9 protein-coding genes are annotated in these 12,879 nt (G+C 56.7%); 8 read left to right on the top strand and 1 reads right to left on the bottom strand.

Annotated elements, in window-relative coordinates; all coding sequences use genetic code 11:
* Positions 1 to 26 precede the first annotated feature (26 nt).
* On the top strand, positions 27 to 1,997 hold the full coding sequence (locus EU556_RS00760; RefSeq protein ID WP_135430032.1) for a vWA domain-containing protein: 1,971 nt from the start codon (positions 27 to 29) through the stop codon (positions 1,995 to 1,997).
* A 349-nt stretch (positions 1,998 to 2,346) separates the two neighbouring features.
* Here EU556_RS00760 and EU556_RS00755 read toward each other — a convergent pair whose 3' ends face one another.
* On the bottom strand, positions 2,347 to 3,126 hold the full coding sequence (locus tag EU556_RS00755) for a porin family protein (RefSeq protein WP_135430030.1): 780 nt from the start codon (positions 3,124 to 3,126) through the stop codon (positions 2,347 to 2,349).
* A gap of 486 nt (positions 3,127 to 3,612) precedes the next feature.
* On the opposite strand from EU556_RS00755, the gene EU556_RS00750 reads away from it, so the two are divergent.
* The 7 genes from EU556_RS00750 to EU556_RS00720 all read left to right on the top strand — a co-directional run bounded on the left by EU556_RS00750 (position 3,613) and on the right by EU556_RS00720 (position 12,802).
* On the top strand, positions 3,613 to 5,235 hold the full coding sequence (locus tag EU556_RS00750; protein ID WP_135430028.1) for a vWA domain-containing protein: 1,623 nt from the start codon (positions 3,613 to 3,615) through the stop codon (positions 5,233 to 5,235).
* A gap of 610 nt (positions 5,236 to 5,845) precedes the next feature.
* Positions 5,846 to 6,676 (top strand): prephenate dehydratase, encoded by an 831-nt coding sequence (locus EU556_RS00745; RefSeq protein WP_135430026.1) that lies wholly within the window; start codon positions 5,846 to 5,848, stop codon positions 6,674 to 6,676.
* A gap of 26 nt (positions 6,677 to 6,702) precedes the next feature.
* On the top strand, positions 6,703 to 7,872 hold the full coding sequence (locus EU556_RS00740) for a pyridoxal phosphate-dependent aminotransferase (protein WP_135430024.1): 1,170 nt from the start codon (positions 6,703 to 6,705) through the stop codon (positions 7,870 to 7,872).
* A 40-nt stretch (positions 7,873 to 7,912) separates the two neighbouring features.
* Positions 7,913 to 8,758 carry a prephenate dehydrogenase gene (locus EU556_RS00735; protein ID WP_135430022.1) on the top strand — a complete coding sequence of 282 codons (846 nt, stop codon included), beginning with the start codon at positions 7,913 to 7,915 and terminating at the stop codon, positions 8,756 to 8,758.
* Positions 8,759 to 8,978: 220 nt separating this feature from the next.
* Entirely contained in the window at positions 8,979 to 10,082 is a 1,104-nt protein-coding gene (locus EU556_RS00730) for a chorismate mutase (RefSeq protein ID WP_135430020.1), read from the top strand.
* A gap of 603 nt (positions 10,083 to 10,685) precedes the next feature.
* A complete protein-coding gene (locus tag EU556_RS00725) occupies positions 10,686 to 11,573 on the top strand; it encodes a hypothetical protein (RefSeq protein ID WP_210116195.1) in 888 nt (295 codons plus the stop codon).
* Between the two features lie 155 nt (positions 11,574 to 11,728).
* Positions 11,729 to 12,802: a proline iminopeptidase-family hydrolase gene (locus EU556_RS00720; RefSeq protein ID WP_135430016.1), complete on the top strand. Its 1,074-nt coding sequence runs from the start codon at positions 11,729 to 11,731 to the stop codon at positions 12,800 to 12,802.
* Positions 12,803 to 12,879: the final 77 nt, after the last annotated feature.

The raw sequence follows: 12,879 nt of genomic DNA, 5'->3' as shown, positions 1-12,879 counted from the left end.
TCTGCTCACTCCTATTCTTTCTCGCCATGAAGTATTTCCTCTATTGCGCGCTGGCCGCTTCCCTGATGCCATCAATACCCGCCCTAGCGCAACCAACCCCGAAGCCGGCCGCTGCTTCAGCCACTACCTATACCGTGCAGGGCCGCGTCACGGACCGCAGCACCGGCCAAGGCCTCCCCGGCGTGACGGTGCTGGCGAAAGGCACGACCACTGGCGTCAGCACCAACAAAGATGGCACCTATTCTATCCAAGTACCCAAGCAAGCTAAACTATTACTCTTCAGCTCTATTGGTTACATGCAACGGGAAGTGAAGCTCACCGGGCAGACCACTATTAATGTGTGGTTGGCGAGTGACTCGCAGCAGCTGAGTGAAGTAGTGGTAATGGGCACTGCGCCGGCCGTACAGAAGCAGGAGGTAACGGGCAGCGTAAGCTCCGTGATTACGGGCAAAGCAGCAGGTGTTTCGGTGCGGGGCAGCCGTTCCTTGAAAAGGAAAGACCGAGAAGCTGCGGCCAGTGCTCCATATGGCTATGCATATCCTGGTCAACCCGAGCCTGGAGCCGGCGAATCATACGCTACTATTGCCGAAAACGGCTTCCGCAACGCCACCAAGGAGCCGCTCAGCACCTTCAGCATTGATGTAGATGCCGCGAGCTACAGCAACGTGCGCCGCTTCCTGCAGCAGGGCCAGCTGCCGCCCACCGATGCCGTGCGCACCGAGGAGCTCATCAACTATTTTCAATACAATTACCCCCAGCCGGAACCTACTGCCCCCGAACCGTTCCGCGTAATCACGGAGCAAGCCCAGTGCCCCTGGAACCCCGAGCACCAGCTAGTTCAAGTAGCATTACAAGGCCGCAAAGTGCCCACCGAAAAGCTACCACCCGCCAACCTAGTCTTCCTGATTGATGTGTCGGGCTCGATGCAGGGCGATGACCGGCTAGGCCTAGTGCAGCAAGCCCTGCGCCTGCTAACCAAGGAATTGCGCCCCCAAGACAAAGTAGCCATGGTGGTGTACGCCGGCGCCGCGGGTACCGTGCTGCCGCCCACGGCGGGCTCAAGTCGCGCAGATATTCTGGCTGCTATTGGTCGACTAACGGCGGGCGGCTCCACGGCCGGTGGGGCGGGCCTGCGCCTGGCCTACCAGGTAGCCCGCCAAAACTTCAATAAAGAAGGCAACAACCGCGTGATTCTCTGCACCGATGGCGACTTTAACGTGGGTGAGCAGAGCGACCAGGCCATGGAGCGCCTCATCACGGAAGAGCGGGAAAGTGGCGTGTTCCTGACCGTGCTGGGCGTAGGCCAGGGCAACTACCAGGATAAGAAGATGGAGCTGCTGGCTGATAAGGGTAACGGCAACTACGCCTACCTCGACAACCTCGACGAAGCCCGGCGGGTGCTGGTGCAACAGTTCGGGGGCACCTTGTTTACCATTGCCAAGGATGTGAAACTGCAGGTAGAGTTCAACCCCGCCCGGGTGCGGGAGTATCGGTTGGTGGGCTACGAAAACCGCCTGCTGGCCGCCGAGGACTTCAACAACGACCGCAAAGATGCCGGTGAGCTGGGCTCGGGCCACACCGTTACGGCCCTCTACGAGGTGGTACCCGTGGGTGCCCCCGCCTCCGTCGATCCGCTCAAGTACCAACCCGCAACGCCCACTCCCACCCCAGCCGCTACCGCCGAACTGCTAACCGTGAAGCTCCGCTACAAGCAGCCCCAGGGTGGCAGCAGCAAATTGCTGGAGCAGCCGCTAACCGGGCAGGATAGGCCACTTGCCGAGGCCAGCGAGAACCTGCGCTTCGCCGCCGCGGTGGCCCAGTTCGGAATGCTCCTGCGTCAGAGCGACTACCGCGGAACCGCCACCTGGGAAGCCACGGCCGCCCTCGCCAAAGGCGCCAGAAGCTATGACCCTGACGGTTACCGCGCTGAGCTGGTGCGCCTCATCAAGCTGGCCGAGGGCCTGCGGCCTAGCCCTACGGAACTGGGCTCACGGTAAAACGATAGTGCAAGCCACCACCCGTGTCAACAACTATTTAACCTACAGTATTTCAAGCAAATGCAACTTATCTCACCGGCGTAGGCTCCTACTATCAGCCAGCTTTATACCGTCTGACTTCGAACTGGCTCCTGGCTTTTTACCGAAGTCGGTCCGCGCTTCACTCACTACTGCGGCCTGGGTGGCACTGGTTGCAGCCTCGCCATCGGCAAGGGCCGTTGGGCCGACTTCGGCTTGCTATTTTATCCTCCGTGCTGCATCCTTATTAGCTATATCATTCGTGTAGAAAAAAAGGCCCCGCCGAAATTCGGCGGGGCCTTTTTGTAGGGAATAGGAGATAGAAGAGAGATTAGAACGAGTAATTCAGGGACGCTTTGATGACGCGGTTCTGAGCGTCGAAGCGGTTGTTTTTATCCAGCGAGGTCAGGCCGTAATCGTAGCCGGCGCTCAGGCCGAAGCCATTCTGGAATTGGTAGCCTAGGCCACCCACCACGGCAAAATCGACGGGGCGGAACTGGTCTTTGATGTCGAAGTCGCGCTTGAAGGCCGAGAAGCCCAGGGCGCTAGCATCCACACGGGCTTTACCCGAGAGCAGTACCGAGGCTTGCGGGCCAGCGTACACGTAGAGGCCGTCGGTGAGGAAGGCTTTCGCCAGCACCGGAATATCGAGGTAGGCCATGCGGCCGGTAGCCGTCACTTTTGCATTCAGGAAGTCAAACTGCTCTAGCGGAATACGGCCCGTGAGGACAGTACCTTTCTCGGAGTAGCTTACACCAGGCTCAATGGCAAAGCGCGGGCCAAGGGGCAACGTAGCATACAGCCCTACATGGAAGCCGGGCTTCATTTCTTTGGTCACGGCGCCGTTGGTATACTCGGCCACGTCCATCACGCTGTTTACAGCGTCGCCCGACCAGTCAGAAACGTTTACACCAGCTCGGATACCGATTTTAGGGCCATCGGTGGCGGAAGACGTGGAGTAAGAACGGGTGGCGGGCACGGAACGGGCCTTCGCTGGGCCAGTATAAGCCGGCACGCGGTGGGTCTGCACCTGGGCCTCAGCGGCCGTAGTAAAACCAGAAATCAATAGGGTAGCAGCGGCCAGGCGGCCGAAAAGTCGCTTCGTATTCATGGCAGGAATAGTTGGAAAGGAAGAGCTGGTGCCACGTTGCGCAGGGTGGGCGACTAGCTTCTGACGGGTACTATTTCAAAACCGTGCCAACTTTTATTTCTCCCTCCGGCCTCAATCTTTGCCTAGGCTACCACTGTAGCTTCATGCCTCTATAATTGGCAGATGCGGCGCATAAACACGACTAAAATTTATACAAAAATATAGCAAAGCATAATCTTCAAAAATTAATTTATTCGAGACGGGTTACTTCTCTAGTGCACTTGTATAAAAACGGACCAAGAGTGCCTCTTATCTTATTATTGCCGTTTATTAGCTTGGTATAGGTCGTCCGTTTTGGCCGGCCGGAATTGGGTGCGCTGCTCGCGACAGTTGCCACTCACCCCATTATGCATTCTTGTTAAAGTTTAACTTCTGCTTCATGCAGAAGCACTCCCTGCTGTGCCTTTGCACGGCAAGGCCACCTCCCACTTTCTTTCTACTGAACCCATGCCTATCTCCCGACTGCTGCCCTTAGGGCTGCTGGCCGGTAGCCTGTTGCTGCCCGCCTGCACCCAGCAATATTCCACCGAGCAAGCCACCGAAAGCTTGCCCGCCTATGATACCGCTGTTGCCAGCGAGGTGCCGGCCTATGACGGCGCCTCTGAGCCCAACCGCGAAGGCTACGCCGCCATTGCAGAAAACCACTTCCAATCGGTTTCGCAGGCTCCGTTGAGCACGTTTGCCATTGACACCGACCCCGCTAGCTACGCCAACGTACGGCGCATCCTGACCCAGAACGGCCAACTGCCTCCCCCTGATGCCGTGCGCGTGGAGGAGCTTATCAACTACTTTCAGTACGAGTATCCGCAGCCTGCTACTGCTGGGGCACCAGCCTCTCTTAATGCGGAAGTAGCCGCCTGCCCCTGGAATCCAGAGCACCAACTGGTGCTCATTGGCCTGCAGGCCCGCGAAGTGCCCACCCGTGTGTTGCCACCCGCCAACCTTGTATTTCTGCTAGATGTCTCGGGCTCTATGAACGACCCAGACAAGTTACCGCTGCTCAAAGCGGGCCTTACGCAACTAGTGCGCGAAGCCCTGCGGCCCCAAGACCACGTTTCGGTAGTGGTATACGCCGGGGCCGCGGGCGTAGTGCTTCCGCCTACTGCCGGGTCTGACACTCGTCAGATTGTGGCTGCCTTAGATGAGCTAGAGGCTGGTGGCTCTACTGCTGGCGGAGAAGGGCTGCGCCTGGCCTACCAGGTAGCCCGTCAGAACTTCAATAAGGAGGGCAACAACCGCGTGATTCTTTGCACCGATGGCGACTTCAACGTGGGCGAGCAAAGCCAAGAAGCCCTAGAAGAGTTGATTACCCACGAACGGCAGTCGGGTGTGTTCCTGTCTGTGCTGGGTGTAGGCGAGGGTAATCTACAGGATGCTACCATGGAGTTGCTAGCCGACAAAGGCAATGGCAATTATGCCTACCTCGATACAGAGCAGGAAGCCCACCGGGTGCTGGTGCAGCAGTTTAGCAGCACGTTATTCACCCTGGCCAAAGATGTGAAGCTGCAGGTAGAATTTAACCCGGCACAGGTGAGCGAATACCGCCTCATTGGCTACGAGAACCGTGCTTTAGCCACCGAGGACTTTACCGATGACCGCAAAGATGCCGGCGAGCTAGGCACCGGCCAGCAAGTCACTGCCTTGTACGAAATCGTGCCTGCTCGTACCGCACTCATGCAGGCTGCTGCTATTAATAAGCCCGGCCAAACTTCAGCGGTGGGTGCCACCAATGATGAGTTGTTATTCGTAAAGCTACGGTACCAAGAGCCCCAGGGACACACGAGTCGCTTGCTCACCTTGCCCGTGCCAGCAAAGGCAGCACCCGACATCAGGGAAGCCTCCGGTAATTTGAAGCAAGCTGCTGCCGTGGCGCAGTTCGGCCTGTTGCTACGCCGCTCCGCCTACCGGGGCACCGCCAGCTACGATAACGCCTTAAGCTTGGCGCAATCGGCTTTGGGTAACAGAGAAGATGCTTTGCGGCAAGAATTTGTAGAGCTGGTGCGGCAGGCTGCTTCGTTAGATGCTTCCTCGGCACGAGCTACTCCCACCGAAGAGCGGCGCTACCGCTAGGCCAGTGTAAGCACCTATAATTTTTTAACGCATACAGTGTGGTATTGCTAGGCCAGGTAGAGCACATCTGCTCACTGGCCTAGCAGCATCATCACTTATTTCATAACCATCACACTTACATTAACTTATCACATGCTATACGCTTATAGTATTGGCCTTTTCAGCAACTTATAATGACAGGTGATAGGCGGCATGTTCTGCCGATTTAGCAAACGTTTGTTAGTGGTTATTTCCAAAAAATAATTTGGAATTACCACCAACGCACCCCACCTTGCCGCCATCAAAGCACTTGATACTCATGCTTCAGTCGGCCGGCCACTTTTATTTTAGCTACTACTTCTATTACGCCAACGCGTAGTCGAGCGGCCCCTCTGTAGCTTTCCCAACCGAAATTCTCCAGCGCCCCTCGACAACCTCGGGAGGCGCTTTTTTTACGCTCACACAGTACCTCACATGGCAGCTCAGCACTTTTTTTATTACGGCCACTACTACTTCTTTTTTACAGAGAAGCGGGGCCCGATTTGCCGAGACTGACCTACCAGCAGCACCACAGCAAACCCAGGCCCCGCACTACGGAGGCCTTTTTTATTGCCATTTCATCACCAGCACCATGCTCCCCACCGTTGCCATTCAGGGCTTTGAAGGTAGTTTCCACCAGATAGCCGCCCGCCACTACTTCGGCCCCGAAACGCTGACTGCGCCTTGCGCTACGTTTAGCGAGGTGGTGCGCCAAGTAGCCAGCGGCAGCACCGGGGCGGGCCTGATGGCCATTGAAAACTCCATTGCCGGTAGCATTTTGCCTAACTACACGCTGCTGCGCAAGTCGGGCCTGCGGGTGATGGGCGAGGTATATCTGCGCATCCGCCAGCACCTCATGGCGCTGCCCGGCCAGCAGCTTTCCGACATCAAGGAGGTGCACTCTCACCCCATGGCCCTGCTGCAATGCGCTGATTTCCTGAACCAATACCACCACTGGCAGCTGGTGGAGTCAGAAGATACAGCCCTGAGCGCTCAGCGCGTGCGGGAGCAAGGCCGGCCCGGCGTGGCGGCGGTAGCCGGCCGCTTGGCCGCCGAGCTATTCGACCTGGAAGTGGTAGCCGAGGATATTCACGCCGAGAAAAAGAACTACACCCGCTTTCTGGTAGTAGCCCGCCCTGAAAACGCGCTGGAAGTAGAACAGCCCAACAAAGCCTCCCTCTACTTCCACACCAACCACACCCAGGGCAGCCTGGCCCGGGTGCTGGTACGCATTGCTGATTTGGGCATCAACCTCTCCAAGCTGCAGTCGTGCCCCAAGCCGGGCAGCACCTGGCACTACTACTTCCACGCCGACCTGGAGTTCGACCAACCCGAACAGCTCCAGGCCGCCCTCCGCGACATTGCCCCCGTGACCGATGGCCTAGAAGTACTAGGCGTATACCACAAAGGCATCACCCATTAATCCGCTCCACGACTCAACAGAACGTCATGCAAGTTTCCGTCGCCAGCCGCCTTCAGCACACCCAAGAATACTACTTCTCGCAGAAACTGCGGGAGATTGAAGGCCTGAACAAAGCCGGTAAGCAGATTATCAACCTGGGTATCGGCTCACCTGATATGCCGCCCCACCCCAACGTAGTAGCGGCCCTGACCCGCGCGGCTGAGCAGCCAAATACGCACGCCTACCAGAGCTACAAGGGTGTGCCGGCGCTTCGTCAGGCCATGGCGGGCTGGTACCAGCGGCAATACGGCGTGACGCTAGACCCGGAGTCGGAAATTCTGCCGCTGTTGGGCTCTAAGGAAGGCATCATTCACGTAAGCATGACGTTCTTGGAGGCAGGTGATGAGGTGCTGATTCCGAACCCCGGTTACCCTGCCTACCGGGCTGCTGCCCACCTGAGCGGCGCCACCCCCATCGATTACGACCTGACTGCGGAGAATAACTGGCTGCCCGACCTGGAGGCGCTAGGCCAGCGCGACCTGAGCCGCGCGAAGCTTATGTGGGTGAACTACCCCCATATGCCCACCGGCACTGCCGCCGATGCTGCCTTCTTCACCAAGCTGGTAGCCTTTGCCACCGCGCATAACATCCTGCTGGTGCATGATAACCCCTACAGCTTCATCCTGAACACCGAGCAGCCCCAGAGCCTGCTGGCGGTGCCGGGCGCGCGGGAAGTGGTGCTGGAACTGAACTCCCTGAGCAAGTCGCACAACATGGCGGGCTGGCGGGTAGGCCTGCTGGCGGGTCGCGCCGATTTGCTGCAAGAAGTGCTGCGCTTCAAAAGCAACCTCGACTCGGGCATGTTCTTGCCGGTGCAGCTGGCCGCCGTGGAAGCCCTCAACCTCGACGAAACCTGGTATGCTGAGTTGAACGCCCACTACCGCGCCCGCCGTGAGCTGGTGTTTGAGTTGCTCGATACCATCGGTTGCTGCTACGACCGCAACCAAGTGGGCCTGTTCGTATGGGCGCCCATCCCGGCGGGATACGCCGACGGATACGCCCTCAGCGACGAGCTGCTCTACAACGCCAACGTGTTTATCACCCCAGGCGGCATCTTCGGCAGCAACGGCAACAACTTCATTCGGGTGAGCTTGTGCCAGACCAAAGAAGTGCTGCAGGCCGCGCTGGGCCGCATCAAGCAAGCCCAAACCGCCTAGGCCAGTCAACTCACTCCATTACGCATTCACTCAATCACCGATGGTAGTTACGATAATCGGAATTGGCTTGATTGGCGGCTCCCTCGCCCTTAGCCTCAAGGAGACTGGCCTAGCGCACCACATCATTGGCGTCGACCGCAGCCTGGATAACCAGAAGCAAGCGGTAGCCCTGGGCCTGGTAGATGAGATTGAAACGGACCTGGCCACTGCCGTCGGGCGCGCCGACCTGGTGGTAGTAGCCGTGCCCATGGATGCCATGCTGAGCGTGCTACCTCTGGTGCTGGATGCCGCCACGGAGCGCCAGGTAGTCATTGATGTCGGCTCCACCAAGGCGGCGCTGCTGGCGGCCGTGGAGCATCACCCCAACCGGGCCCGTTTCGTGGCCGTGCATCCTATGGCAGGTACTGAATATTCGGGCCCCTCAGCGGCCGTGCCCGGCTTGTTTCGGGAAAAGACCCTCGTGATTTGCGACGCCGCCCGCAGCGCCGAAGATGCCGTGGCGCGGGTAGAAGCGGTGTTTGGGCGGCTGGCAATGCGCTTGGTGTACATGGATGCCACCGCCCACGACCTGCACACGGCCTACATCTCGCACATCTCGCATATCACTTCTTTCGCTCTGGCTCTCACAGTATTAGAGAAAGAAAAGGAAGAACAACAGATCTTTGCACTGGCAAGCGGAGGTTTTGAATCGACGGTGCGCTTGGCGAAAAGCTCACCCGATATGTGGGTGCCCATCTTCCGCCAGAACCGTGTGAACGTGCTTGATGTGCTAGACGAGCACATTCATCAGCTCCAGCACCTGCGCGAGCTGCTTAATCAGGAAGACTACTCGGCTGTTTATCAACAAATACAGCAAGCCAACCTGATCAAGAAGATTCTGAAATAACCAGAGCTAGAACTAGAAACTAGCTCCCCTCCTCAGACGAGGAGGGGTTGGGGGTGGTTGACCAACCGTTGAACATCCTCTAAAAAACTAGCTCTAGATTGTTCTCCTATCATCAACCACCCCCAACCCCTCCTCATCTGAGGAGGGGAGTCTAGAACTAAAATTCTAGCGAATCACAGGTCCCTAGGCCACTTCCCAACTACAAAAACAACCTCATATAATGGAACAGCTCATCACCTCCCCTGCCGACGCGGCCGAACACAAGACCTTCCTAGCGAAGAAGCCCCTCATCATCTCTGGTCCGTGCTCGGCCGAGACGGAAGAGCAGCTTATAGAAACCTGCACCCGCCTGGCGGCTACTGGTAAAGTAGATATGCTGCGCGCCGGCATCTGGAAGCCCCGCACCAAGCCCGGTCTGTTCGAGGGCGTGGGTACCAAGGGCCTGCCCTGGCTCCAGAAGGCTAAGCAGCTAACTGGCCTACCGACCACCGTGGAAGTAGCCACGCCCAAGCACGTGGAAGACGCCTTGGCTTTCGAGGTAGATGTGCTCTGGATTGGAGCCCGCACCACCGTAAACCCCTTCTCGGTGCAGGCCGTGGCCGATGCCCTGCGCAACACCGATGTGCCCGTGTTCATCAAGAACCCCGTGCACCCCGACCTGGAGCTGTGGATGGGCGCCGTGGAGCGCCTCGCCAAAGCCGGCGTAAAGAACATTGGCCTGATTCACCGCGGCTTCGCGAGCTACGGCAACACCGAGTTCCGCAATGCTCCCATGTGGCACCTGCCTATCGAGATGAAGCGTCGCCTGCCCGACATGCCCATCATCTGCGACCCGAGCCACATCTGCGGCAACCGCACTGGCCTAGCCGGCATCGCGCAGAAATCCATTGACCTGGATTTTGACGGACTGATGCTGGAGTCGCACATTGACCCCGACAATGCCTGGAGCGACGCCAAGCAGCAGGTAACGCCCGAACGCCTCGCCGAGCTGCTCGACGGCCTGATCTGGCGCCACGAAACCACTGATCAGCAGGAGTTCATCACAGTACTTACCAAGCTCCGCGAGCAAATCAATCAGCTCGACGACGAGATTCTGCACCTGCTGGGTCGCCGCATGCAAGTGGCTGAGAACATCGGCACTTACAAAAAGGAGAACGACATCACCATCCTGCAAACCAACCGCTGGAATGAGATTCTGGAGCGCGGCGTGCAGAAAGGCAACCAGCTCGGCCTCACCAAAGACTTCATCCTGAAGTACTTCGACGCCGTCCACCTAGAGTCCATCAACCGCCAGAACCGCGTCATGAACCGCGAGAATCTGTAATTGAGTGAAAAGGTGACGAAGTGATGGGGTAATGAGGTGACGAGGTAAAAAGTCCGTCATGTCGAGCCTGTCGAGACATCTCGTCTACTCACGTTGCTATAAATAGCACGTCATTCTGAGGGAAACAGGTTTTTCATGTAGACACGACCAGGCTTCTGCTTAGTTGTTCTTGCCTGATAAGCTCCATTTCCTCTCAGAATGACGTGCTTTTTTGTCTTCAGTAGATGGTGTGAACACAGTTAGCGCATCCTGTCAAGCCTAGCGAGCAAATGGGAGATTGAGCCAAGAGCAATAGCATTTATCATATATAAACATTTAAAGATTGCACCTTGCTATGTAGAACGATATATTTCGCCCTTTGTACAAGTCAAAACCAGTAATTAACGTATTGAAGAACAGTTGAGCAATACTCCTATTAAGTAGAATAATCAGCAAGATTCTTAATTATATTTAGATTAAATCAATATATAGGCACCACCACTTACAACTCACAGCAAGATTATTCACTTTTTCTCCTATACATTGAAACACTCTGTACTCCTACTTTTCTTATTACCACTCCCCGCATTTGCGCAGTTTAACCGGGGCTACACCGGTCCCACTATGCAACAGAACATGCAGTCCCGCCAGGATTTCAACCGGATGACAAACCAGCGGAGTCAGGAATTTCGCATGGCACAGACGCAAAAAAACCGAGCTGGGTACGGTGCTGGGCCAATGACCAAGGAAGCTCAGCTACAGGCCCAAGCTAAACAGCAAAAGCTAGAGCTGGAAGCCAACCAGAAACTTGCGCAATTGGCACAGGAGCAGGAGCGTAGAAGGCAGCAACACCCCGCCCCCAACCCGCAACAGGCGGTACTTCAACAAAAAAAAGACGACAAGCAGTTGAACCGCCTCGCCGTGAAAAACTACCGTGAGGTGTTTTTGCCTGGGCAGGTAACCAATGCATTGCAAGCCCAGCAGCTCTCGCCCGAGGCTCAGCATCAATTGCAGCGCCTCAACAAGAACCTGATGGATAAGTCATGGTGGAAAAACCGAGATGGAGTGCAGTTGCAGGCCTCTATTAAGGCTTACAGCGATACGCTCACCTCGCTTACCACTGGCCTACTGGGATTCAATCTTGCCTCGCCCCCATCGATGCCCTCCGCCTTCTCGGTTAGCAGCCTCAATGCCCAGCTTGCCAACGACAAATTTGATCAAGGTGCTGCCAACCGACTTATTCAAGATGCGGCCTTGACTGGGAGGCTTACGGCTGGTGAACAGTTGACCAAGGCCGTCAACGAGTTCAGTCGCCTAAGCACTGCGGCTTCCGATCAAGAGCTTCAAACCAATACGAAGAAGTTGAAGGAGGAAGTCCAAGAAGGCGTACGCTCAGTTGCCAAGGCAATGGACCGCTACATCGTCAGAATTAACTCATCAACGGCTATTGACGACGCGCAAAAAGCGCTGCTGAAATCAACTGAAACTTACTTGGCGAAGAAAGGGAAGTAAGCTATCAGGACACTGTCCTCAACTCTTTACCCTATCACCTGAAAGCCCGTTATCCCTCGCGTAGGATGGCGGGCTTTTTGTGTGGTAGCAATACCGGCCTAGCGGACTTTTGCTCAGTTATTTCTACTATTGAAAAGAACTAACTGCTCCCTTCCATGCCCGCACCTCTCCTCTCCCGCCTGACTGGCCTAGCGCTGGCCACCAGCTTGCTATTGGCCGGTTGCCAGCAGAAGCCCGATGCCCCGTCGGCACCGGCCGCCGAATCGCCCAATACGGTTACCACGGGCTATTTGCAGCCGTTTGAAACGGGTGTCCGGAGCGGGGGCGTACAGATGATTCCGGTTAAGACGCCCAAGGGTACCTTCAACGTCTGGACGAAACGGTTTGGGACGGGCAAGATCAAGGTGTTGCTGCTGCACGGGGGCCCGGCCATGACCCACGAGTATTTTGAGTGCTTCGAGAGCTTCTTCCCGCAGGAAGGCATTCAGTTTTATGAGTACGACCAGCTCGGCTCGTACTACTCCGACCAGCCCCAGGACGATGACTTGTGGCGCACGGAGCGCTTCGTGGATGAGGTGGAACAGGTACGTCAGGCTCTGGGCATCGATAAGTTTTACGTGCTAGGCCACTCCTGGGGCGGCATTCTGGCCCTGGAGTACGCCCTCAAGCACCAAGACCATCTGGCCGGCCTCGTCATCTCCAACATGGTGGCCAGCATCCCGCGCTATGATGCCTATAACAAGACCCTGCGGGCCCAGCTGCGGCCCAGCCTGCTAGATTCGCTGGAGAAGTTTGAGGTGAAGAAGGACTACCACAACCCCACGTATGAAGCGCTGGTAATCAAGAACTACTACTCTCAGCACCTGCTACGCCTGCCAGAGCCACCAGAGCCGGCGGCCCGTTCCTTCAAACACGTCAACCAGCACGTGTACGAGCTGATGCAGGGCCCGAACGAGTTCAAAACCGCCGGCCGCCTGCTTACCTGGGACCGGTGGAACGACCTCGATAAGATTACCGTGCCTACCCTTATGATTGGGGGCCAATACGATACCATGAACCCCAAGGACATGGAGAAAATGAGCCGCAAAGTGAAGCAGGGCAACTACCTACTCTGCCCTCAGGGCAGCCACATGAGCATGTGGGACGACCAGCAGACCTACTTCCGCGGCCTCATCCGGTTCCTGAAATCCGTGAATGACGGCACGTTTAAGACAGGCACTACGCTGTAGTATTAGTTACTTCGAACAAAAGCCCCCGGATAGTAGCCACTAGGCTACTATCCGGGGGCTTTTGTTCGAAGTAACCG

The sequence above is a fragment of the Hymenobacter fodinae genome (assembly GCF_004745825.1).
Classification (GTDB): Bacteria; Bacteroidota; Bacteroidia; order Cytophagales; family Hymenobacteraceae; genus Hymenobacter; species Hymenobacter fodinae.
This window is presented reverse-complemented; position numbering and strand designations above follow the sequence as displayed.

Bases quoted from the DNA above. Each gene is read 5' to 3' on its own strand.
- EU556_RS00740 (WP_135430024.1), top strand. From the start codon at position 6,703: ATGCAAGTTTCCGTCGCCAGCCGCCTTCAGCACACCCAAGAATACTAC.
- EU556_RS00755 (WP_135430030.1), bottom strand. From the start codon at position 3,126: ATGAATACGAAGCGACTTTTCGGCCGCCTGGCCGCTGCTACCCTATTG.
- EU556_RS00730 (WP_135430020.1), top strand. From the start codon at position 8,979: ATGGAACAGCTCATCACCTCCCCTGCCGACGCGGCCGAACACAAGACC.
- EU556_RS00750 (WP_135430028.1), top strand. From the start codon at position 3,613: ATGCCTATCTCCCGACTGCTGCCCTTAGGGCTGCTGGCCGGTAGCCTG.
- EU556_RS00735 (WP_135430022.1), top strand. From the start codon at position 7,913: ATGGTAGTTACGATAATCGGAATTGGCTTGATTGGCGGCTCCCTCGCC.
- EU556_RS00745 (WP_135430026.1), top strand. From the start codon at position 5,846: ATGCTCCCCACCGTTGCCATTCAGGGCTTTGAAGGTAGTTTCCACCAG.
- EU556_RS00720 (WP_135430016.1), top strand. From the start codon at position 11,729: ATGCCCGCACCTCTCCTCTCCCGCCTGACTGGCCTAGCGCTGGCCACC.
- EU556_RS00760 (WP_135430032.1), top strand. From the start codon at position 27: ATGAAGTATTTCCTCTATTGCGCGCTGGCCGCTTCCCTGATGCCATCA.
- EU556_RS00725 (WP_210116195.1), top strand. From the start codon at position 10,686: ATGCAACAGAACATGCAGTCCCGCCAGGATTTCAACCGGATGACAAAC.